Source organism: Synechococcus sp. MEDNS5, from assembly GCF_014279875.1.
Taxonomy (GTDB): Bacteria; Cyanobacteriota; Cyanobacteriia; order PCC-6307; family Cyanobiaceae; genus Synechococcus_C.
Window position 1 is genome coordinate 1,624,208 of the sequence record NZ_CP047952.1, and the last position, 22,311, is coordinate 1,646,518.

Annotated in this window: 19 protein-coding genes and 2 tRNA genes; 10 read left to right on the plus strand and 11 right to left on the minus strand. The window is 61.6% G+C overall.

Annotated elements, in window-relative coordinates:
* Positions 1-13 precede the first annotated feature (13 nt).
* Positions 14-1,501: a signal recognition particle protein gene (gene ffh, locus SynMEDNS5_RS08755; protein WP_186583021.1), complete on the minus strand. Its 1,488-nt coding sequence runs from the start codon at positions 1,499-1,501 to the stop codon at positions 14-16.
* An 85-nt stretch (positions 1,502-1,586) separates the two neighbouring features.
* On the opposite strand from ffh, the gene SynMEDNS5_RS08760 reads away from it, so the two are divergent.
* The gene (locus SynMEDNS5_RS08760) at positions 1,587-3,278 is read left to right on the plus strand and encodes a SulP family inorganic anion transporter (RefSeq protein WP_186583022.1); all 1,692 of its coding nucleotides are present in this window, start codon (positions 1,587-1,589) and stop codon (positions 3,276-3,278) included.
* On the opposite strand, the gene SynMEDNS5_RS08765 is transcribed toward SynMEDNS5_RS08760, so the two are convergent.
* The gene (locus SynMEDNS5_RS08765; protein ID WP_186583023.1) at positions 3,263-5,380 is read right to left on the minus strand and encodes an ARC6/PARC6 family protein; all 2,118 of its coding nucleotides are present in this window, start codon (positions 5,378-5,380) and stop codon (positions 3,263-3,265) included. The two genes, SynMEDNS5_RS08760 and SynMEDNS5_RS08765, sit on opposite strands and share 16 nt — an antisense overlap.
* Before the next feature lie 46 nt (positions 5,381-5,426).
* Between SynMEDNS5_RS08765 and pdhA the strand changes: the two genes are divergently transcribed.
* The gene (gene pdhA, locus SynMEDNS5_RS08770; RefSeq protein ID WP_186583024.1) at positions 5,427-6,521 is read left to right on the plus strand and encodes a pyruvate dehydrogenase (acetyl-transferring) E1 component subunit alpha; all 1,095 of its coding nucleotides are present in this window, start codon (positions 5,427-5,429) and stop codon (positions 6,519-6,521) included.
* Position 6,522: 1 nt separating this feature from the next.
* Here pdhA and SynMEDNS5_RS08775 read toward each other — a convergent pair whose 3' ends face one another.
* The 3 genes from SynMEDNS5_RS08775 to SynMEDNS5_RS08785 all read right to left on the minus strand — a co-directional run bounded on the left by SynMEDNS5_RS08775 (position 6,523) and on the right by SynMEDNS5_RS08785 (position 10,125).
* On the minus strand, positions 6,523-7,437 hold the full coding sequence (locus SynMEDNS5_RS08775; protein WP_186583025.1) for a histone deacetylase: 915 nt from the start codon (positions 7,435-7,437) through the stop codon (positions 6,523-6,525).
* 37 nt (positions 7,438-7,474) lie between these two features.
* A complete protein-coding gene (locus tag SynMEDNS5_RS08780; protein WP_186583026.1) occupies positions 7,475-8,416 on the minus strand; it encodes an RpoD/SigA family RNA polymerase sigma factor in 942 nt (313 codons plus the stop codon).
* A 140-nt stretch (positions 8,417-8,556) separates the two neighbouring features.
* On the minus strand, positions 8,557-10,125 hold the full coding sequence (locus SynMEDNS5_RS08785) for an NAD(P)H-hydrate dehydratase (RefSeq protein WP_186583027.1): 1,569 nt from the start codon (positions 10,123-10,125) through the stop codon (positions 8,557-8,559).
* Between the two features lie 58 nt (positions 10,126-10,183).
* On the opposite strand from SynMEDNS5_RS08785, the gene mnmA reads away from it, so the two are divergent.
* Positions 10,184-11,353: a tRNA 2-thiouridine(34) synthase MnmA gene (gene mnmA / locus SynMEDNS5_RS08790; RefSeq protein WP_186583028.1), complete on the plus strand. Its 1,170-nt coding sequence runs from the start codon at positions 10,184-10,186 to the stop codon at positions 11,351-11,353.
* On the opposite strand, the gene SynMEDNS5_RS08795 is transcribed toward mnmA, so the two are convergent.
* Positions 11,277-12,788, minus strand: coding sequence for an apolipoprotein N-acyltransferase (locus tag SynMEDNS5_RS08795; RefSeq protein WP_186583029.1), 1,512 nt, complete (start codon positions 12,786-12,788; stop codon positions 11,277-11,279). The two genes, mnmA and SynMEDNS5_RS08795, sit on opposite strands and share 77 nt — an antisense overlap.
* 53 nt (positions 12,789-12,841) lie before the next feature.
* Between SynMEDNS5_RS08795 and SynMEDNS5_RS08800 the strand changes: the two genes are divergently transcribed.
* The 3 genes from SynMEDNS5_RS08800 (at position 12,842) to SynMEDNS5_RS08810 (ending at position 14,524) form a co-directional block, all read left to right on the plus strand.
* Complete coding sequence (locus tag SynMEDNS5_RS08800; RefSeq protein WP_186583030.1) at positions 12,842-13,171, plus strand: phasin family protein; 330 nt, start codon at positions 12,842-12,844, stop codon at positions 13,169-13,171.
* Positions 13,172-13,206: 35 nt separating this feature from the next.
* Positions 13,207-13,854, plus strand: coding sequence for an FKBP-type peptidyl-prolyl cis-trans isomerase (locus SynMEDNS5_RS08805; protein ID WP_186583031.1), 648 nt, complete (start codon positions 13,207-13,209; stop codon positions 13,852-13,854).
* Between the two features lie 70 nt (positions 13,855-13,924).
* Complete coding sequence (locus SynMEDNS5_RS08810) at positions 13,925-14,524, plus strand: superoxide dismutase (protein WP_186583032.1); 600 nt, start codon at positions 13,925-13,927, stop codon at positions 14,522-14,524.
* Between the two features lie 70 nt (positions 14,525-14,594).
* On the opposite strand, the gene trpC is transcribed toward SynMEDNS5_RS08810, so the two are convergent.
* The 5 genes from trpC to SynMEDNS5_RS08835 all read right to left on the minus strand — a co-directional run bounded on the left by trpC (position 14,595) and on the right by SynMEDNS5_RS08835 (position 18,192).
* Entirely contained in the window at positions 14,595-15,479 is an 885-nt protein-coding gene (gene trpC, locus SynMEDNS5_RS08815; protein WP_186583033.1) for an indole-3-glycerol phosphate synthase TrpC, read from the minus strand.
* 22 nt (positions 15,480-15,501) lie between these two features.
* The gene (gene lpdA / locus SynMEDNS5_RS08820; protein WP_186583034.1) at positions 15,502-16,950 is read right to left on the minus strand and encodes a dihydrolipoyl dehydrogenase; all 1,449 of its coding nucleotides are present in this window, start codon (positions 16,948-16,950) and stop codon (positions 15,502-15,504) included.
* The gene (locus tag SynMEDNS5_RS08825; RefSeq protein ID WP_186583035.1) at positions 16,947-17,822 is read right to left on the minus strand and encodes an RNA methyltransferase; all 876 of its coding nucleotides are present in this window, start codon (positions 17,820-17,822) and stop codon (positions 16,947-16,949) included. The genes lpdA and SynMEDNS5_RS08825 overlap by 4 nt, the downstream gene beginning before the upstream one ends.
* A gap of 1 nt (position 17,823) precedes the next feature.
* A complete protein-coding gene (locus tag SynMEDNS5_RS08830) occupies positions 17,824-18,072 on the minus strand; it encodes a hypothetical protein (protein WP_186583036.1) in 249 nt (82 codons plus the stop codon).
* Between the two features lie 36 nt (positions 18,073-18,108).
* Positions 18,109-18,192, minus strand: a tRNA-Leu gene (locus SynMEDNS5_RS08835).
* Between the two features lie 146 nt (positions 18,193-18,338).
* Between SynMEDNS5_RS08835 and murA the strand changes: the two genes are divergently transcribed.
* The 4 genes from murA (at position 18,339) to SynMEDNS5_RS08855 (ending at position 22,299) form a co-directional block, all read left to right on the plus strand.
* Positions 18,339-19,637 carry a UDP-N-acetylglucosamine 1-carboxyvinyltransferase gene (murA, locus tag SynMEDNS5_RS08840; RefSeq protein ID WP_186583037.1) on the plus strand — a complete coding sequence of 433 codons (1,299 nt, stop codon included), beginning with the start codon at positions 18,339-18,341 and terminating at the stop codon, positions 19,635-19,637.
* A 37-nt stretch (positions 19,638-19,674) separates the two neighbouring features.
* Positions 19,675-19,756: transfer RNA gene (locus SynMEDNS5_RS08845), tRNA-Leu, on the plus strand.
* Positions 19,757-19,837: 81 nt separating this feature from the next.
* The gene (locus tag SynMEDNS5_RS08850) at positions 19,838-21,058 is read left to right on the plus strand and encodes an aspartate aminotransferase family protein (protein ID WP_186583038.1); all 1,221 of its coding nucleotides are present in this window, start codon (positions 19,838-19,840) and stop codon (positions 21,056-21,058) included.
* Entirely contained in the window at positions 21,055-22,299 is a 1,245-nt protein-coding gene (locus tag SynMEDNS5_RS08855; protein ID WP_186583039.1) for a folylpolyglutamate synthase/dihydrofolate synthase family protein, read from the plus strand. The genes SynMEDNS5_RS08850 and SynMEDNS5_RS08855 overlap by 4 nt, the downstream gene beginning before the upstream one ends.
* Positions 22,300-22,311: the final 12 nt, after the last annotated feature.

The following is a 22,311-nucleotide window of genomic DNA, read 5'->3' on the forward strand; positions in this document are numbered from 1 at the left end:
CCTTGCCGGGGGATCAAAGCTGCCCGAAGCCCTTTTTCTTCTTGACCGGACGCTGCCGGCGAGGGGTCCCGCCCCCGCGCCCAGCCCGGCCCGACGGCATTCCCCCTTGCATCCCGGGCATGCCGCCACCCATTCCGGGGAATCCGCCCATTCCAGGCATGCCGCCACCCATTCCAGGGAAGCCACCCATGCCGGGCATGCCTCCGCCTTGGGTCATCTGCTGCATGAAGCCACGCATCTTCTGAAAATCCGCCAGCACCTTGTCCACATCGGCGGGCTGGTGACCACTTCCCCGGGCAATCCGGCGGCGCCGGGAGGGCTGCCCCGCCAGCAGGTCGGGATTCTCCCGCTCCTGCTGCGTCATGGACCCAATCATCGCTTCGATCTTCTTCAACTGCTGCTCGCCCTGCTTGAGCATGCCGTCATCGATCTTGTTCATCCCCGGGATCATCTTCATCAAGCCACCCAGCGATCCCATGCGCTTGATCAGCCGCATTTGCTGCACGAAATCAGAGAAGTCGAACGTGGCTTCCTGCAGCTTTTTCTGCATCTTTTCGACATCAGCCAGCTCCACCTCCTTCTGAGCCTTCTCCACCAGGGTCAGCACATCGCCCATACCGAGGATGCGGCTGGCCATCCGCTCCGGGTGGAAGGGCTGCAGAGCCTCCACCTTCTCGCCCGTTCCGATGAACTTGATCGGCTGGCCGCTCACCTTGCGGATCGACAGCGCTGCACCGCCACGGGAGTCGCCATCCAGCTTGGTGAGCACCGCTCCGGTGATGCCGACCTGCTCATGGAAGGCACGGGTGAGCTCGGCCGCTTCCTGACCGATCATCGAATCCACCACCAGCAGCACTTCATCGGGCTGGACGGCGGTGCGGATTCGCACCATCTCCTCCATCATCTCGGTGTCGATCTGGAGGCGACCCGCTGTATCCACCAGCAGGGTGTCGAACCCCTCCTCCTTCGCCTTGGCCAAACCAGCAGCCGCAATGGCTTCGGGTTTGGCATCAGCGCCGAGACTGAAGACCTCCACACCGATCTGCCCACCGAGGGTCTTGAGCTGCTCAATGGCCGCCGGACGGTACACATCGGCGCCAACCATCAGAGCCCGGCGCCCCTGATCCTTGAGATGCAGGCCGAGCTTGGCCGTGGCTGTGGTTTTACCAGCCCCCTGCAGACCGGCCATCAACACAACGGTGGGAGCCTCCTCGGCCTGGGCCAGCGGGGCGTTGCCGCCACCCATCACCTCAACCAGCTGCTCGTGCACAACCTGGATGAACTTCTGATCCGGGCTGACGCCACGCACCACGTCGGAGCCAACGGCCTTTTCGCGCACATCGGCCACAAAGTCCTTCACAACAGGAAGGCTCACGTCCGCCTCCAGCAAGGCGCGACGCACATCTTTGAGGGCCCCCTCGACATTGCTGTCGGAGATCTTGTCCTGACCTCTCAGCCCCTTGACCGCATCTTCAAAGCGGGCTGACAGCTCATCGAACATCGGTGACGCGGCGGTTGCAGACCACTGATCGTAAAAGTGGCCGGGCTCGGCAGTGATTTCTAGGGTTGCAGCAGAGCGTGATGCCATGCGACTCGCCTCTTTAACCCCAGGCCTTGTTGCCCTGCGGGGCTATCGCCCCACTCAGGATCTGTTCCGCGATCTGTTTGCAGGCCTTTCGGTGGCAGCAGTGGCTCTTCCGGTGTCGATCGCCTACGCCGAACTGGCCGGGCTCGATCCCGTGACCGGTCTCTACGCCAGCATTCTCCCGTTGCTGGCCTATGCCCTGTTCGGCACGTCCAGGCAGCTGATGGTCAATCCTGACGCCGCCACCTGCGCCATGATCGCGGCAGCGGTGACCCCTCTGGCAGGAGGGAATCCGGGGCTGTATGCCGCGATGGTGCCGGTGCTCACCCTGTTCACCGGCCTCTTCTGCATCCTGGCCAGCCTGTTTCGCCTTGGCGTGCTGGCCGACTTCCTCTCCCGCCCGATCCTGATCGGATTTCTCAACGGAATCGCCCTCAGCATTTTCCTGGGCCAGGTCGGCAAGCTGCTGGGTTTCTCGGTGGACAGCGGAGGAATCATTCCAAGGCTGCTGGAGATCCTCCAGAAACTGCCGCAGACCCATGGACCCACCGTCCTGGTGGGACTGTTCAGCTTTGGCGTCCTGCTGCTGAGTCAGCGCCTGCTCCCGCGCATCCCCGCCGCCCTGCTGGTGCTCGTGCTTGGAGCAGGTGCCGTCTGGTTGCTGGATCTCACCAGCTTGAACGTGGCGGTGCTGGCCCCGGTGCAAGCAGGCCTGCCGCCCCTGAGGCTGCCTTCGGCCCCGCTGAAAGTCCTTCCGTCCCTGGCTGGATCGTCAGCCGGTGTGGCCCTGGTGTTGTTCACCAGCGGCACGATCACCTGCCGGAGCTTCGCCTCTCGCGGCGGATACCGCATCGATATAGACCGTGAACTGGTGGCCTACGGGATTGCCAACGTGGCTTCGGCCCTATCCGGCGGTTTTGCCGTCACCGGAGCCGATTCGCGCACGGCCATGGCTGTGACCAGTGGGGGGCGAAGCCAGGTGACAGGTCTGGTGGCGGCAGCAGCTTTGGCAGCGATCCTGCTGTGGTTCACCGGGCCGATGCAATTCGTGCCGCTAGCGGCCCTCGGGGCGGTGTTGATGCTGGCGGCTTACTCCCTGTTTGATCTGGCCAGCCTGAAGCGTCTCTGGACTCTGGATCGCAAGGAATTCGCCCTGTCCTTGATCACATCCCTGGGGGTGGTGACCCTAGGAGCGATTAACGGAATCCTGATCGCCGTGGCGCTCGCGGTCATCCGTTTTGTGAAACACACGGCCCGCCCCCGTGTGGAGCTGCTCGGGCGGGTGAAAGGACTTCAGGGATTCCATTCCCTGCAGACCCATCCGGATGGGAAGGGACGTCCTGGACTGCTGCTGTTCCGCTTCAACGCACCACTGGTGTTCTTCAATGCCGACCACTTTCTGGAGCAATCCCGCCGAGCCGTTGCAGAAGCGAATCCGAAGCCGCAGTGGTTCGTGGTCGATGCCATCCCGATGGATCGCATCGACATCAGTGGCGTGAACGCCCTCCAACAGCTCAATCAATTCCTGGCCTCCAAGGAAATCCGCCTGGTGCTCGCCGGACGCCGCACCGAATTACTGCAGGCATTGAACGCCATGGGCATGGACAGCAACACCATCGAGCCCTGGCTGTTCCCCACGTTGCATCAAGCCGTCAGAGCCTTCCGGATGAATCCTGGTCAGCCAGGGATATAGGCCTGCAGGCGCCATCCATCGGCATCCCGTCCAAGGATGTAAGTCACACGAATCATCGAAGGTTCGGTCTTCGCCACGACGCGCCCCGCTGTGTTGGTGGTCTGGTCGCGGTAGTCGACCTCAGCCAGCAATTCGATGCGCTGGGGCGTTTCACTCACAAGCTGCACCGAAGTGATCGAAGCTTCGATCGCTTGCTTCAAACCGCCGGCCTGATCGGCTGCCCGCTGCTGGCGGACCAGGCTGATCAATCCAGGCCTGGCGATCGCCTGCAAGCGCGACTGGGCCGTGCCTTCACCCTGCAGAACAGCAGCTTTGCCATCCAACCAGCCCTGAAGCAGACGCTGCAGTTGCGCTGCCGTGGGCTGCGGGGCCTTCAAAGGGGCCAAAGCCACTGGCTCGGCGGAGCCGGAAGCTGTTTGCTCCGGCTTGAGCGTGGCGGTGGGAGGTGTGGCGTTGGCCTGAGGCAGGGGTTTCTCCTTGACTGCAGACGACTGACCATCGGCTGCACTGGGATCGGCTTCTTGACGCAAGCCAATCAGGCTGCCAACAGCAACCACCACCACCAGCGCGGCGAACACACCCGAGCCAATCAGCACCGGACGGCTTGGACGCGGAATTTCAGGAACAGAGAGTCTGGGCAACGCCGGCCAGCTCAGTTGCTGAATGCGGGGCCAGGAGAATGGGTGCGCAGCAGAACGTTCGGAGACGTCCGCCTCTGATTCGCTGCTCTCATCAGCCATCGCCGGAGCTGGAATCGACATTGGCAAGGTGCCATCAGGATCGAGTCCCAAAGGCGGGAGATCGTCAGCCATGGGTGGGGTGAACGTTGCCTGCCTCGCCTGCTTGCGTTCCAGGCTCTCCACATAAGCCTGCACATCACGATCAGCGAACCAGGTTTCAAGATCAACAGCGTCAGCATCCACATCCCGGTAACCCGGCAGCACATCACGCCCGAGCCAGGTGCGGCAGTAATCACAGAGAGCTGCCAACACATCGCCTGGATGGTCGTCCATCCAGGCTTTCAGCGCCGGGTCAGCACTGGTGGAAAAGCGACGTTCGGCTCGATCCACATCACCGAGCAGCAGATCAAGGCAACCCAGCAGAGGCTTCGTATCGAAGCCATCGAGCACCAAAGCCTCAAGCTTGGTGCGGGCATCCTGAACCCGTTCAGGCTTGCGTTGGGAAAAACCAGCCGCCGCCAGCGCCATTACCCCAAGGAAGGCCGCATCGATCGAGCCGGCTTCCTGCAGATGGCCGAAAAGATCAACTTGCTCCTGAACCGTCAGGAAGCGTCGGATCTGCTGAAAGAACAGTTCAAAGGCACCCTGATCCATGGCACCGGCCACCTCGTCGGAAGCTTCAGCATCCGCAGGAGCCCCCTCGAGTCCTCCACGCTCAAGGATGAAGGCTTCCAGCATCACCAGACCTTCACGGCGCGCAGATTGCTCGGCAAGATCGCGGCTGAGCAGATCCAAGATTCGATAGGGCCTCAGCTGGCGGAGTTCGCTTTCCAGCGCTTGCCGCTGATCCGGCAACTTCCCCATGCGTTGAAGCAGCTGCAATCCCTCCTGCAGCAGGTTCGCTGCCGATTCATAGCGCCGTTGCTCACTGTCTTGGAAGGCGGCATCCCGGCAGGCCAGCGCTGCCAGCAGCGACAAATCCGACTCGCGGCCGCTGCCCAGGGCCGGAGCCTGCGGCGGTTGCAGAGCCTGGCGAGCCATCTGAAAGGTTTCATGGGGAGCATGGGCCTCCCAGAGCAACATCAACCCGGCAACCTCACGGTTGGAGGCGAGTTCCAAACCAGCCGTTTCCCCGGGGTGGTCGCGCCCCAATTCCAGCAGCGTCGCCTCGTACTCCCTTCGACGCACGGGATCGCTGAGGAGATCCGCTGACAGCCTCAGAAGCTCAGCACGCTGGGTGAGAGCGTCGTGGGTGAAGCCCTGGTCTGGAGTGCGATCCAGGCGCAGCTGAAGGGTCCTGAGGACCATTTCGGCTTCGGCGGTGGGACTGACGCCCAACAGCCGGAAATGGTCGATGGGCAGGTCCACCAGCAAACTCACCGTTGGCTGCAGACTGTAGACAGTGTCTGGAGTTTTGCCCATTGATTCACCGCTGCCCCTTAAAGTCGCGTGACGATCACGCAGTGCCATGAGCCAGGACATCGCAGTGGGCACCGAATCACGCACCCAATCCCAGGGCGGTCTTGTGGGGGCCCATGCAGAGCGTTTATCCAGTCTGGTCACCGCACAAAGAGCCTCGGTGGATCGCACGACGGGTCTGGTGCTTTACCGGGACATGACGCTCGGACGACGCTTTGAAGACAAGTGCGCGGAGATGTATTACCGCGGCAAGATGTTTGGATTCGTGCATTTGTACAACGGCCAGGAGGCTGTGAGCACGGGTGTCATCGGCGCCATGAAGCGCCAGCACGACTGGTTCTGCAGCACCTACCGCGACCACGTACACGCCCTGAGCGCCGGTGTTCCAGCCCGTGAGGTCATGAGCGAGCTGTTTGGCAAGGAAACAGGTTGCAGCAAGGGTCGCGGTGGCTCGATGCACCTGTTCTCGAAGGAACACCATCTTTTGGGAGGTTTCGCCTTCATCGGAGAGGGGATTCCCGTTGCGCTGGGAGCCGCCTTCACCAGCCGCTACAAGCGCGATGCCCTTGGTGATTCCAGCAGCAATGCCGTCACAGCGGCTTTCTTCGGCGATGGAACTTGCAACAACGGCCAGTTCTTTGAGTGCCTCAACATGGCGCAACTCTGGAAGCTGCCCATCCTTTTCGTAGTTGAGAACAACAAGTGGGCCATCGGCATGGCCCACGATCGCGCCACGAGCGATCCCGAAATCTGGCGCAAGGCCGGTGCCTTCGGCATGGCTGGTGAAGAAGTGGATGGCATGGATGTGCTGGCTGTCCGCGCCGCAGCCCAGAGGGCAGTGGAACGGGCCAGGGCCGGGGAAGGCCCGACCGTCCTGGAATGCCTCACCTATCGATTCAGGGGCCACTCTCTTGCCGACCCAGACGAATTGAGGGCTGAAGAGGAAAAGCAGTTCTGGGCTAAACGTGACCCCCTCAAAGCCCTGGAGCGGGATCTGTTGGCCGCCAATCTGGTCTCTGCTGAGGAGCTTCGGGCGATCGAAAAAGAAATCGATGCCGAGGTCCAGGACTGCGTGGACTTCGCGCTCAGTGCTCCAGAACCCGATGGGTCCGAACTGACCCGTTACATCTGGGCTGACGACTGAATCACAACCCGTGCAACCGCGCCTGATCCGCAGCAGCGCGGAAGACCAAGGCATGCCGTTTCACAAGGGGGATCATGGCGTCGTAACCCCCACCGATGACGGTGGCCACTGGAATGCTGCGGCGCAGGCAGGCATCGAGCACCAAATGATCGCGCTGGAGCAGCCCTAGATCCGTGAGGGCGAGACGTCCAAGCCGATCATCCCGGTGGGGATCGACTCCCGCGTTGTAGAGAACCAACTGAGGACGCAGACGATCCAGAACACCGGGAAGGTTGTCGCCGATGGTTTCCAGGTAGGCCCTGTCTTCCAGTCCATCGCCTAATGGCAGATCAAGATCGCTGACCTGCTTGCGGGAGGGGAAGTTTGACGCGGCATGCGCTGAAAAGGTGAACACGCGTTCATCGCCTCTGAAGATCAGGGCGGTGGCATCCCCTTGATGCACATCCAGATCAACAACAAGCACGCGCTGGAGGCCTTCCTGCTCGATCAGAACCCGCGAACAGACAGCAAGATCATTAAAGATGCAAAATCCGCTGCCGAAATCGGGAAAGGCATGGTGGGTGCCTCCAGCGAGGTGACAGGCCAAGCCATGGCGCAAGGCAAGCCTGGCCGTGAGCACAGTTCCACCGACAGCGAGCCAGGTGCGTTGAACCAGAGGCGTTGTGGCGGGCAAACCAATTCGGCGCTGCGCCTGCCGATCCAGGCGGTCTCTGGCGAAGGCTTCGTGGTACGACCTCTGATGCACAAGCTCAAGCCAGCGTCGCGGCACAGGCAGGGGGCGATGCATCTGGCTGGAGTGCGCCAGTCCACAGTCGAAGAGGCAGCGCTCGAGTCCCCGGAACTTCGCCATCGGGAAGCGATGGCTACTGGGAAGGGGTGCGCTGTAGGCCTCGTGATAGACAAGCGGTGGCTTCAACGGATCGATTCGATCCGTGAAGTCTGCAAGACGAGGCTCAGAACGTGGGAGCCACCCGACGGGTGAGATTGCGGAGCTTGCGCAGGGCCTTGAGCTCCACCTGACGGACCCGCTCGCGTGACACGTCGAGGAGCCGACCGATTTCCGCCAACGTATGGCGTTCGTTGCCATTCAAGCCGAAACGCAACGTGAGCACGTGCTGCTCCTGATCACTGAGGTGACTCATCCAGCGACCGAGCTGCTCGTGATGCATCCGCTGCTCCACCCTGTCGAGAGGCTCCTCAAGGGACGAATCAGCAATCAAATCTCCAAGGAAACTGCGCCCTTCCTCTCCGTTCACGGGTGCATCCAGGCTGCTGGTGGTGAGCGCCTGCCTGAGCAGGGAGTCAAGCTCCTCAACCGGCAGATCCATCGCCTCGGCAATCTCGAGGCGGCTTGGCATGGCTCCCAGCTTGTGAGCCAGATCCAAACTCACCTTGCGGATGGTGGTGAGACGTTCGCTGAGGTGGACCGGCAAACGGATCGTGCGCGACTGACAAGCAATCGCCCGGGTCATGCTCTGGCGAATCCACCAGAAGGCATAGGTGGAGAATTTGTAACCACGGGTGGGGTCAAATTTCTCGACGGCCCGCTCGAGGCCAAGAGACCCTTCTTGTATCAAATCGAGAAGCTCGAGACCCTTGCCCTGGTATTTCTTCGCAACGCTAACGACCAAGCGAAGGTTGGCTTTCATCATCCGTTGCTTGGCACGCTGACCCACTCGAATCAAACGACGCTGCTTGCCATCAAATTGATCGCTATCTGCTGCAATCGAACCATCTTCAGTGAGCTGCATCAGCTGCTGCACTTGATTACCAAGCTCAATTTCCTCAGCGGGAGTCAGCAAAGGAATTCTTCCGATCGTTGCGAGATACCAACTGATTGGATCACTGCTTCGTCGTCTTTGGGTTTCAGAAACCCCGGCTGCGGCTGAAGGCATGGGGATGGACTTATGACGTGGGGAGACTGTCCTACGAAATTCACTGAATTGAATGTGTTTTCAGCAACCCTTCAGATTCGTACGTTGAAAACGACACAAACCAATCACTTGTGCATCATCACGTGTTGAAACCTAAATAATTACTTCAGAGCATCACCCAATCGCGTCGTCGATCGCACCAATTGCGTGAGTTGATCCGCAATGGTGAGTGCCCCACTGCCGCGGCTGCATTGGCGAGCAGCCTGAGCATGCAGCAATCCCGCGGCTGCCAGAGCGGCCCCATCCACAGGGCTGGCGGCAGCCTGCAGTCGCGCTCCCCACCCCCCGGCCAGGCCGGCCAACAGATCCCCAAGCCCGGTTCGAGCAACCTGGCGATCCGTACCCACCAACTGACGTAAAGATCCCGAAGGGTCCGCGATCACGCTGTGTGCACCTTTGAGCAACACCACTGCACCGCTGCGTTCCGCGGCGGCTGCAGCGCGGTCCAGCGGAGAACCCTGATCGCAGCCGGGAAATAGACGTTCAAATTCCTGGGAGTGGGGGGTGATCCAGGTGGGTCCCATCCGCTTCAAGAACCAGCGCCACCCCTCACCCTCCCCGGACAGTTGATTGAGCGCATCGGCATCCAGCACCAAAAGGCCCCGGAAGGTCAGCAACGGTTCGGCCCAGCCTTGCCAGACCCCTTCCATCAGTCCCAGACCGGGCCCCAGCAGCACGGCATCCAACCGGCTGAGATCGCTCCGCTCCAGAGCAGGCCCCCACAGCAGTGAACCACTGTCATCGCACTCGACTGCAGGCTCCGAGACCACTTCCGGGGCCCATTGCCAGAGCTGTTGATCCACCGCTTTCGGCAGAGCGGCCCGCACACTGCCGGCACCACTGGCCAAAGCCCCCCGCACCGCCAGGTGAGCCGCACCGCGATAACGCTCGCTGCCAGCGATGAGCAGCAAACATCCGCGCTCATATTTCATCGCAGTGCTTCTCTCATCAGGAACTTGCAGGGTCTTGAGGTCTGGGGCCCCCACCTGAAGCACCAGGGGAGAGGTCTGGCAGGCCATCAACCGCGGCGGTACCCCTGGATCGATGCGATGCACGGTGCCAGCCAAGGGCAGAGCCGCGTCCTGAACCAGTCCTCGCTTGATCAGAGCCACAGTGAGGGTGTCGGAAGCCACGGCACCGGCGGCTCCCAACGGCACGCCTGAATCGCTATCCAGACCACTCGGGCAATCCAGGCTGATCAGCTGTCCGGGTGCGCAGAGCTGACGCTGTTGCAACAGTTGCGCCAGCTGATCTGGAAGGGGGCGGGTCTGGCCGAGACCAAAGAGAGCGTCGATCCAAAGGGCGGGATCGGCTGGGTCAGGCTCGCACTTATGCACAGGCACCCCAAGCCACAGCAGGTGCCGCCAGTGCTCACGGGTCAGGGACTGTCGCAGGGGCAACGGTGCCCAGAGACGCACGGCAATGCCCCTCTCCAGCAACTTTCGCCCCAGAACCAGGCCATCGCCTCCGTTATGGCCTGGCCCTACAAGAACCAAAACCCCTTGGGCAAGACGAGCGGGACGCTGCAGACACCACTCCGCCATCCTCTGGCCGACCGATTCCATCAAGGCAGCGACGGGCAGCCCGCTTGCCAGCCACTGCTGCTCAAGCTCCAGCATCTGGTCACTGCAAACCAGCAGATGATCAGCATCGACAGCTGGCCAATGCATGGAGGGGGCCCATGGGACCTCACTATGGAGAAAGAAGCCCATTCCTGTCCGTCAGCCCATGCCGGCCGCGTTTCCAGTCACAGCCGCCACGCCCGCAGGAGCTGAGGCCCTGAATCGATTGCGCCATTGGCCAGGGGAGCATCGTGTTGCCGTGGGCCTCTCCGGTGGTGTGGACAGCTCACTCACCGCAGCGCTGCTTGTTGAGGCCGGCTGGGACGTGGAAGGCCTCACCCTGTGGTTGATGAGCGGAAAGGGGGCCTGCTGTGCAGAAGGGCTGGTGGATGCCGCTGGGATCTGCGAGCAACTCGAGATTCCCCATCACGTGGTGGATTCACGTGACACTTTCCAGCGCGAAATCGTGAATGGCCTGATTGAGGGATATCAGGCCGGCATTACGCCCTTGCCCTGCTCACGCTGCAACCGGGCTGTGAAGTTCTCGCCAATGCTGCGGTGGGCCCAGGAGGAACGTGGTCTCGCCAGGATTGCCACCGGGCATTACGCACGGCTCCGTTTTGACGACAGCTCCGGCCGATGGCGACTGCTGCGCGGTCTCGATGCGCGCAAGGACCAGAGCTACTTCCTCTACGACCTCACCCAGGACGTCCTCGGCCGCGTGGTGTTCCCTCTTGGAGAACTCACCAAGCCCGACACCCGTCTGGAGGCCGCTCGCCATGGACTGCGTACAGCGGCGAAACCGGAAAGCCAAGACCTCTGCCTCGCCGATCACCATGGATCGATGCGGGCCTTTCTCGATGCATACCTGCCACCGCGTCAGGGGGAAATTGTTCTCCAGGATGGAACGGTTGTGGGAGAGCATGACGGCATCGAGCACTTCACCATCGGGCAGCGCAAAGGACTCGGCATCGCCTGGAGCGAGCCCCTGCATGTGATCCGCCTCGATGCCGCGATGAACCGCGTCGTCGTCGCCACTCGCGATCAGGCGGGGCGCAGCCATTGCGTTGTGGGCGCCATCAACTGGATCTCAATCGCTCCACCAGCACCAGGGCAGCGTCAAAAGGTGCAGGTGCAGGTGCGCTACCGCAGTGCTCCTGTTCCCGCCCAACTCACCACCATGGAGGCTGAGGCATCGGATGCTGCGGCCGACCGCCCCCATCGCTGCAGGCTTGACTTTGATGAGCCTCAGTTTTCGATCACTCCTGGGCAGGCGGCGGTGTTCTACGACGGTGACGCTGTTCTTGGGGGAGGACTGATCCAGACCTCGGCCTGAGGAGCGTCGCGGCGGCGATCAAGAGAAGACCCGCCAGGGGCCAATCGCGCAGTCGTGCATAGGGGGTCAAAACGTTGCTGGGCTGCACCTGCACGGTCAGCAGGCCAGGGCGCATCGCTGGCAAACGAGACGTGACCTGTCCCTTGGCATTGATCGCAGCCGTGGGACCAGTATTGGCTGCCGACACCAGCGGTCGGGCCGTCTCCACACTGCGCAATTGCGCCAGAGCCAGAAACTGCTGCTGCAACAGCAAGGGATAAGGGTCCAGATTGGCGGCTGTGAGGATCCATTGCCCCCCTCTCGCCGCCGCCCGGGCGAGGGCCGTGCCGTTGGAGATCTCGTAACAGATCGCGACCTGGGCAGGAGGGCCTCCCCAGCGCCAGAGCCTGGACGCCCCACCAGATTCGAGCCCCCCCACTGCGGAGAGTCCCGCAAGGCCTGGCAAGGCCGGAGTCCATTCCCCCAGGGGGACCAGACGATGCTTATCGATCACAGCGCCAGGAGTTGCATCATCTCCTTGCAGCAACAGCAGAGCACTGCGCTGACGGCCCGCAACCCAGCGAAAGCCACCGCTGATCAGAGGGACAGGCTCCACCAGCAGATTCCCTCGATCCAGCGGCAACGTTCCCTCCGGGGCGATCAGCAGATCAGCCCCCTCAGCTTCAGCTCTGGTCAGTGCCGCCCGTAGCAGTCGGGGGAACTGACTCTGACGCTCAGCACTGAATTTCTCTCTGGTGGGAATCGCGGGCTGCCAGAGAGCCAGATTCAGAGGGTCCCTGGAGACATCAGGACGATCGATCCCGACCAGTGCCGCAACACCGAGAGCGTGCAGGAGCGCCAAGCCAACCGCTCCGATCCCCAGCAGCCGTAATCGCATGCGGCCACGATCAGCGCTGGCCAACAGCGTCCATAACCACCAGCCCAGAAGCAGCTGCAGGGCCGCCAGACCTCCGGCGCCACACCAGCGTGCCAATCCGCCCAGAGCAGGATCAGCAGGAAAGACGCTCCCTCCCACACCGATCCAGAACAGTGGGCTTCGAGAGAGCAGGGTTTCTCCAAGGCCCCAGATCAAGGACAGAACAAGCGCCTGCAACGCGCCACCCCGCCCTGGCAGCAACCGAACCAACCCACTCCAGCCGCTTAACAACAACGCCGCGGCCAGCACACAGCCCAGCCAAACCGCAGCAGCCAAGGGAAGACTTAGGAGCTCTGGCACCCCTAACCAGGTGAGTGGGTGCAGGGCCAGCAGCCAGCGATGGCTGATCGCCACGGCAAGCGCCCCCCAGAGTGCTGCGGCCAGAGGGTTCATCGCCACAGACCACAGCAAAGCCAGCGCGGGCAACATCCACCAAACCCCCGACAGGCTGAGACCGGTGCCCGCCAGCAAACCTCCCAGCAGAGCCCGGAGCAGGATCTGGGATCGGTCATTGCCCATGGTGCCCCCCAGAGGTTGACGTCATCCTGAAGTCACAACGCTCAACATCCGTGATGGAGACCGCCAACCCTCTCCAACAGATACTGCTCCGAGGCCTTGGCACCACCACCCTGGTGGCCGAACGCCTGCGTGGCGTGACCCAGGAGTGGGTGAGCAGTGGCCGTCTCGACCCCAGCCAGGCCTCGGCTCTGGTGGACGACGTTCTCAAAGCTCTGCGCGGGGAAACCCCTGAACTCGAGCAGCAGATGGGGCGCAATCTGGAGCGCAACCGCGACAATCTTCTGCAGGATCTGGGCCTTCCCAGCCAGAAGGAAGTTGATGAGCTGCGCGGCCGCATCGACCGACTGGAGCAGCAACTCCGCCAGCGCGAACGCCAAGACTGAACCTGCCAGACTCCTCCAGAACAAAGGGAGCTCCAGTGCGCGACATTCTGATCAGTTCTGCCGTCTGTGTGGCGTGCCTGATGGTGGCGCTGGTGAGTCAGATCGTGGCACCGTCCACCGTGATCGCCGCACCACCCACCACCACCGCTCAGACATCCACCGCTCAGACATCCACCGCTCAGACATCCACCGTGCAGGCAGCCGCTCAGACGGCTGACGTGCAGGCCTCCACGGCGATGGAACTGGACCCCGACGAGACCAACCCAACCCTCTTTGCCATGGCACCCGACTCCAATCAGGCTGATGCGTCCGCTCTCGGAGGCGCAATGAGTGCCGAAAAGCCTGAAATCACTGCCAGCGGTCTGCGGATCACCGATCTCGTGGTGGGGACCGGCGCCGCAGCCTCCTCCGGACAAACCGTGGTGGTGCATTACCGCGGGACCCTCGAGGACGGCCGTCAGTTCGACGCCAGCTACGACCGCGGCACCCCGTTCAGCTTCCCCCTCGGTGCTGGCCGGGTGATCAAGGGTTGGGACGAAGGTGTTCAGGGGATGAAAGTGGGCGGCAAGCGCAAGCTGGTGATTCCTCCCGATCTGGGTTACGGAACCCGTGGTGCCGGTGGTGTCATTCCCCCCAACGCCACGCTGATCTTTGAAGTGGAGTTGCTTGAAGTGAAAGGTTGAGCCTGCCAGGAGGGCAACAGCTGAAGGTCACGCACTGTCGTTAGGATCCCGCTGCTCGGTTGCCCTCCCCATGGCCCATACCCTTCCTGCGCTGCCCTACGCCCTCGATGCACTGGAGCCCCACATTTCCCGCTCCACGCTCGAGTTTCACCACGGCAAGCACCACAACGGCTACGTCACCAACCTGAACAAGGCGATCGAGGGCTCGGATCTCGATGGCAAAAGCCTGGAAGAGGTGATTGCTGCTGTTTCCGGTGATTCCAGCAAGGCCGGCGTGTTCAACAACGCAGCTCAGGTCTGGAACCACAGCTTCTATTGGCAGTGCATGAAGCCCGGTGGTGGTGGACAGCCCAGTGGAGCCCTTCTGGACAAGATCAATGCCGACTTCGGCAGCTACGACGCCTTTGTGGAGCAGTTCAAGGCTGCAGGCGCCACCCAGTTCGGCAGCGGCTGGGCCTGGCTGATCATCGAGAACGGCACTCTGAAGATCACCAAAACCGCCAACGCTGATCTCCCCCTCGCCCACGGTCAGAAGGCTCTTCTCACCATGGACGTATGGGAGCACGCCTATTACCTCGACTATCAGAACCGCCGCCCTGATTACATCAGCACCTACCTCGACAAGCTGGTGAATTGGGACTTCGTGGCCGCCAACCTGGCAGCTGCCTGATCAGACGCTGATCCACCATCAAGCCCCCGCTCTGCGGGGGCTTTTTAATGCCGCGATCCAAGGGATTCCATCAGCCTGCGATCAAATCGCGCAGACCCTGCTCCACGCTCTCTTGGCGCATCAGTGCTTCGCCAACGAGCACCGCACCGGCACCGCTGCGTTGAACGCGATTCAAATCGGAGCGAGTGAACAGACCCGACTCACTGACCAGAAGGGCACCTTGCGCGCGCAGGCGATCACCAAACCGTTCCGAAAGCGACTCCGTCGTGGCCAGATCCGTCTCAAAGCTGGTTAGGTCGCGATTATTGATTCCAATGAGCGGGAAGCCTCCAAGGGTGAGGACGCGCTCCATCTCCTCAGCATCGTGCACTTCCACCAGAACAGTGAGACCAAGGGTGGCCGCCACCTTCTGCAGATAGGCGAGATCCTGATCTGAAAGGATGGCTGCGATCAGCAGAGCGGCATCGGCACCGGCCGCGCGCGCCTGATACAGCTGATGCGGACTGAGAATGAAGTCCTTGCATAACAGCGGCAGTTCCACGGCTTCGCGCACAGCCACCAGCACATCGAAACCGCCTTGAAAAAAGGTTCGATCCGTGAGCACGGACAGGCAACTGGCCCCTCCAGCGGCATAGGCCTTGGCAATGGCCACGGGATCGAAATCCTCACGAATCACGCCTTTGCTGGGACTGGCCTTCTTGACTTCAGCAATCACAGCAGGAGCCAAAGGGGCCTGACGCAAAGCTCCCAGAAAATCCAGCGGTGGAGGCAGTTCTGCAACCCGTGCCTTCAGCTGCACGAGGGGCATGCGCTGGCGGGACGTCTCGATCTCACGATCCTTCTCCCAGACAATCTTCTCGAGAATGTTGCGAGGCTCACCGTCCTGGTGGGGGATGGCGTACTCGAGGTGGGCCACCTGAACCTTCGGGTTGGGCGGTCGACGACGGATCTCCATGGCAGATGCGGAAAGAACGGAATCAGGCAGGTATGAGAAGGGAGGCTGCCGCCTGCTTGTAAGCCACCTCCACCACTTCACTGAGGGTGGGATGGGTATGAACTTCGGTGGAGAGCTGACGCACGCTCTGTCGACGGGCCACGGCATTTGCCACCTCCTGAATCAAATCAGCGGCATGCAATCCATAAATGTGGGCTCCCAACACCTCTCCAGAGGCCTTGTTGAACAGAAGCTTCATCAGACCATCGCTGTCCAGTTCAGCGAGCGCCTTGGAGTTGGCCTTGAAGTAACTGCGCACCACACCCAGCTCAAACCCTTGATCGGATGCCAACTGCTTGGCATCGGCTTCACTGAACCCAACCGAACTGATCTCTGGATGGGTGAAGGTGGCAGCGGGAATGCTGCGGTAATCGATCTCGCGGCTGTGGCCAAGAATGTTGTCGATGGCCACCGTCCCCTGCGCAGCGGCAGTGTGCGCCAGCATCAATTTTCCCGTGACATCACCGACCGCCCAGAGATGGGGAACCGGCTGCCCGTTGGCCATCACCTGCATGCGGTCGTTGATCGGCACAAACCCGCGCAGGGTTTCCACGCCGAGCTGTTCAAGCTTGAGGTTGCGGCTGCTTGGAACCCGGCCGGTGGCCACCAGAACAGCATCCACCTCGAGGGTCTCCACAGGCTCGCGGGTCTGCATGTCGACCAGTTCAATCTGAACCGGAGCACCCGGTTTGATCGATTGGGCCAGAACCCCTGACCGAGCATCAATATCCCGCCCATCAATCAAGTGGCGCGCAGCGATTCTGGTGATGTCGGGGTCAAAGGTCGGCATCACCCGATCCAGAGCCTCAATCATCGTGACCTCGCAGCCGAGAGCCGTATAGACGTCTGCAAATTCCAGACCGATATAACCACTGCCGATGATGGCGAGCCAGCGCGGGAGCCACTCCAGGCTGACGGCCTCATCGCTGGTGAACACGCTGCGACCATCGGTCTCGATACCAGGCGGAACAAAGGGGTCCGATCCCGTCGCCAGAATCACGTCTTTGGCAGTGATCACCCTGTCCACGCCACTGATTTCCCTCACTCCCACGGCTTGCGCCGACTCCAGACGGCCCTGGCCACGAATGATGGTCACGCCAGCCCTCTCCAAAGTTTTGGTGAGGTTTCCGCGAATCGTGGCCACGAGTTGATTGGCGTGATCAGCGATTTTCTGGCGTTCGAAGCGAACCGGGGCGGCATGGATCCCAAAACCTGCCAAATGTTCGGCATCGGCCAGCTCGCGGACACGGCCTGAAGCGGCGAGCAGAGCCTTGGAGGGAACGCAACCGCGGTTCACACAGGTCCCGCCCATGTCGCGCGATTCGATGATCGCCACCTTCAGGCCATGCTCAGCAGCATGCTTCGCTGCATCGAAACCGCCATAACCGGCACCGATCACGATCACATCGAAGTCGAAACTGGCGTCGCTCACCCGGACTGCTGCATGGGAGCTGTCATTGTCGCCCGTCGTCGTTCCAAGAGGAGAGGAACGGCGGCAGCTGCCACATTCAGAGATTCCACCTTCCGTCCGTGAGGGAGGGTCACTCCGTGGCTGCAGCAAGCCAGCAGCCGAGGATGCAAACCGGCCCCCTCGTTACCAAGCACCAGCACGGTGGGGCGACACCAGTCCAATTGCCAATACGGCTGCACCTGGAGACCTGTCGCAGCATCAGGAACGAGGGTTGCCACCACCTGCAGTCCTCTGGCTCTGGCGTCCTTGAGGACGGTGGCCAATTGTTCAACCCCCAGGGCGTCCGTGGGACCGAAACGGCGGTACGGCAACGCAAGGATCGCGCCAGCAGCAGACCGCACCACCTTCGAGCCCAGTGGATCAGCCCCGGCCCCCATCCAGACCTGCTCGACATCGGCTGCCAACGCAGTTCGCAGCAGGGATCCCACATTGCCGGGATCCTGGAGACGATCAAGAGCAAGAACGAAGTTTGGATGGGGCTCTGGGGAGGGCAAACGCTTGAGCGGCCACAGGCAGGCCACCCCATCGGGGTGCACGGTGGATAACGCAGCGTCGAGCGCTTCTGAACTGATCAATTGCAACTGAACCGGCCCAGGCAACGCTGCAAGCAGAGCCCGGTGGCGCTGAAACCACAGCGGCGTGGCCAAAACCTGCAGAGGATCGATCCAAGCTTGGGCATGAACAAGAAGTTCTTGCACCTGGTGCGTTCCCTCGAGCAAAAGGCACTGCTCATTCTCCCGGCCGGCTTTGCTTTGCAAAGACCGAATCCGTTTAATCAGGGGATTGCGCCGACTCGAAATCGGTTCACCCTCAGCCCCTGAAATCGCCGACACGTCAGAACGTGGTGTGCTTCCGCACCTTCATTCCTTCGTGAATGGACAGATCCGAGCCATCGATATCCAGACCATTCACCGCAGCGATCTCACCTTTGAGCCCCTCGGCAGCAAGATTCTCGACCATTTTCTTGATCACCTGATCTTCAACCGTTGATTGATCCACGGAATCCGGTGTCAAAAATTCGAGAAATTTGCCGACTTTCGACGCAACCACCTCGGAAGAGTTGGAAATCTTCAGCACGATCATGGTCAGCGGTTAGAAGCTCTAGCCCCAACAACATAATGCGGATGGGGAGACTTGAACTCCCACGACATTGCTGCCACTAGTACCTGAAACTAGCGCGTCTACCAATTCCGCCACATCCGCTGGCGTGTGTCGCGTAGGCGACCAAGAGACCATAGGTCATCGAAGGGCCGCCTCCCCAGGAGCTGTCAAGCCAGTTTGAGCGCCGGCCGTCTAGACGGTCTCAAGCGATCTCGTCAAGATGGGCGCACATCTGGTGAAAGCGAGGAATGACAACCGCGGCGCCTCCGTCTCAGGACATTCTCAAGCCGCATCTCGCTATCGATGGGGGGCACAAGCTTCAGGGAGAGCTAAGGGTCAGCGGAGCCAAGAATTCGGCCCTGGTGCTAATGACAGCCTCCCTGCTCACCTCCGAGCGTCTCACGCTTCACAACGTGCCACCCCTCACCGACATCGACGGGATGGAAAGCATCCTCGTGTCCCTTGGAGTGAAGGTTCATCGCCGCTCAGAAACTGTTGAGCTGGAGGCTTCGAATCTCACCAGCGCTGAACCTCCCTACGAACTGGTGAATGGTCTGCGGGCCAGCTTTTTTGCGATCGGATCCATTCTCGCCAGGATGGGTTACGCCAAAGTGCCCCTTCCTGGTGGGTGCCGCATCGGCGCACGGCCGGTGGTTGAGCACATCCGGGGCCTGAAAGCCCTGGGAGCGTCCGTCGCCGTGGAGCACGGGGTCGTGACAGCGGCAGTCCCGGGGGAGAGCAAGCGACTGAAAGGTGCGTCCATCGTGTTGGACTGCCCGAGCGTGGGCGCCACGGAAACGATCCTGATGGCCGCAACCGTGGCAGAAGGCACCAGCGTGATTGAAAACGCTGCTCAGGAGCCCGAGGTTCAGGATCTCGCCAACCTTCTCAATGCCATGGGGGCACGCATCACCGGAGCTGGTGGCCCCACGATCACGATCCAAGGAGTGGAGAGATTGCATGGTTGTGACTACTCCGTGATTCCGGATCGCATCGAAGCTGGAACCTTTCTGCTCGCAGCGGCGATCACCCGTTCACCCCTGCGGGTTGCACCGGTCATTCCCGAACATCTGAACGCGGTGCTGCAGAAACTGCGCGACTGCGGCTGCACGCTCGAGATTGACGGGGAAGGCATCACGATCACCCCTGGAGAGATCAAGGGCGTCGACATCACCACTCAGCCATTTCCTGGCTTCCCCACCGATCTGCAAGCTCCTTTCATGGCTCTGCTGACTACAGCCAATGGAACCAGCGTGATTACAGAGAAGATCTACGAAAACAGGATGCAACACGTTGCTGAGCTGCAGAGGATGGGTGCAGCCATCCGCATCCAGGGGAACACGGCTGTTGTTGAGGGTGTTTCAAGCCTGAGTGCTGCCCCAGTGAACGGCACGGATTTGAGGGCTGCAGCCGCCATGGTTCTTGCCGGCCTCGTGGCCCGTGGGAGCAGTCAGGTGTGTGGTCTTAACCATCTCGACCGGGGCTATGCCGGCATTGAAGCCAAGCTGCGTGCCTGTGGTGCGGTGCTTGAACGGCATCTCCCCTGATCAGGAGCACGGGTTGGTCGCTTAATGTCGAAGACGGGGGAGCGTGCCGGAATTGGTAGACGGACTCGACTCAAAATCGAGCGCCTTCGGGCATGTGGGTTCAAGTCCCACCGCTCCTACTTCACCACCAGCGGATCGCACCGGACACTGAGAGACTGATTTTTCAATCTCCCCCTACGAAGTACAGATCGCACAGCGTCATGGTGGAGCCCAAAGCTGATTTGATGTCCTCAGCGGTGATGGGCACCTACAACCGCTTCCCTCTGTCCCTTGTGAAGGGTCGTGGCTGCTGGGTATGGGACGACCAGAACCGACGGCACCTCGACGCCGTTGCTGGGATCGCCACCTGCACACTCGGGCACAGCGATCGGGTCCTGCGGCGCGCCCTTTCCCGCCAGCTGAGGACGCTTCAGCACGTTTCCAACCTCTACAAAATTCCTGAACAGGAACAACTGGCGCAGTGGCTGGTGGCCAACAGCTGCGCTGACAGCGTGTTCTTCTGCAATTCAGGAGCGGAAGCCAACGAAGCAGCGATCAAACTGGCGCGAAAGCACGGCCACATGCGCCGCGGTATCGAGCGGCCAGTGATCATCACAGCCGCTGCCAGTTTTCATGGCCGGACGTTGGCTGCGGTAAGTGCAACCGGTCAACCGCGTTACCACCAAGGATTCGAGCCCATGGTGGAAGGATTCGCATTCTTCCCCTACAACGACGGCGACGCCTTCGAGCAGCTGCTGATGCAGCTGGAGCAGAACGGCCCCAGGGTGGCTGCTGTTCTGATCGAACCGCTTCAGGGCGAAGGCGGTGTGAACCCTGGCGATCCCGCTGTGATGCAGCGCATCCGCAAGCTCTGCAGCGAGCGCGACATTCTGCTGATCTTTGATGAGGTGCAGGTGGGAATGGGCCGCACGGGCACGCTCTGGGGTTATCAACAACTCGGGGTCACACCGGATGCCCTCACCCTGGCCAAAGGCCTCGGAGGAGGGCACGTGATCGGTGCCCTGCTGGTGAGTAAGCACGCTGACGTGTTCGAACCCGGTGATCACGCCAGCACCTTCGGCGGCAATCCCTTCGCCTGCCGTGCGGGTCTCACCGTGGCCAGCGAAATTCTGCGTCGCGATCTGCTGAAGAACGTCCAGGCTCGGGGAGCGCAACTGCATCAAGGACTGAACCACCTGGTGGAGCGTTATCCCGACCACTTAGCGGGGAGTCGCGGCTGGGGATTGCTACAGGGTCTGGTTCTCCGGGACACCTGCCAATTTTCAGCCGCCGATGTGGTGAAGGCCGCTCTTGAAGAGCAGCTGCTGCTGGTGCCTGCAGGCGCTGCGGTGGTGCGCATGGTGCCTCCCCTGGTGATCGGGCCCAGGGAAATCCAGACCTTGCTCACCCGACTGGATCGCGCTCTCCAGCAGCTGATGTGAATCCACTCCACCCTGGGGCCGGAAGAGATGATCTGAGTGATCTGCTGCCGCGCTTCGATCTCAGGGGGATGGACCTCTCCCTCGAACGCATGCAGGAGGCCCTGAGGGAACTGCAGCATCCGGCTGCTGAAATCCCCGCGGTTCAGGTGGTGGGGACCAATGGCAAGGGGTCCATCGCCTGCTTCCTTCACCATGCACTGATGGCCGCCGGGCTGCGCTCAGGCCTCACCATCTCGCCCCACCTGCTGAGCTGGTGCGAGCGCATCCGCGTGAACGAGCGACTGATCACCATCGAGAAGCTTCGCTGCCTGCTCCAGACCTTGCAGCCGGTGGTGACCACCTGCCGGCTCACCCCATTTGAACAACTGATCTGTGCTGCCATGGTGCATTTCGAGGCCGAGCGCCCCGACTGGTTAGTTCTGGAGGCCGGTTTGGGAGGCCGGCTGGACGCCACCACAGCCCATCCCCATCGCCGCCTGATCGCGGTGGGCTCCATCGGCCTGGACCACAGGGAACATCTCGGGGCCACCCTCGAGGAGATCGCAGCTGAGAAAGCCGCGGCCATCCCACCAGGAAGCCACGTGGTGAGTGCGGCGCAGCTCCCGGAGGTGCAGCGGGTGCTGGAGCACAGTGCTGCAGCGATGCACGCCAGCCTTCGCTGGGTGGAACCGCTCGCCAATGATTGGACGCTGGGCCTGCCTGGAGGTCTGCAGCGAAGCAATGCAGCTGTGGCCTGGGCTGCCCTGGAATGGATCGGCCGCGACATCAACACGCAGATCACAGTCGATGCCATCCGCAAGGGATTTGCTGCGGCCCGCTGGCCAGGCCGGCTGCAGTGGATGCAGTGGCATGGTCGACCGGTGCGCGTTGATGGAGCCCACAACCCGCCAGCTGCGGCTGCCTTGGCCAACGAGCGTTGCCGCTGGCTAGCTGCCGATCAAGCGCAGATCTGGGTGCTGGCGATCCAGGCACACAAGCAGGCCCCGGAGATGCTGAAGCACCTGCTGCAGCCCAACGATCTGGCCTGGATCGTTCCCGTTCCAGAGCACCGCAGCTGGAGCTTGGAGCAGCTGCAGCTTGACGCTCCGGAGCTTGCCCACCAGCTCAGGGGCGCCGCAGATGCAACTGGGGCGCTCACCCAGCTCGAGCACGACGGGTGGCCGCAGGTGGCCCCTGTTGTGGCCGGTTCTTTGTATCTGATCGGTCATCTGCTGGAGACGCATCAATTGCAGGCAGAGTGAACTGATGCTGTG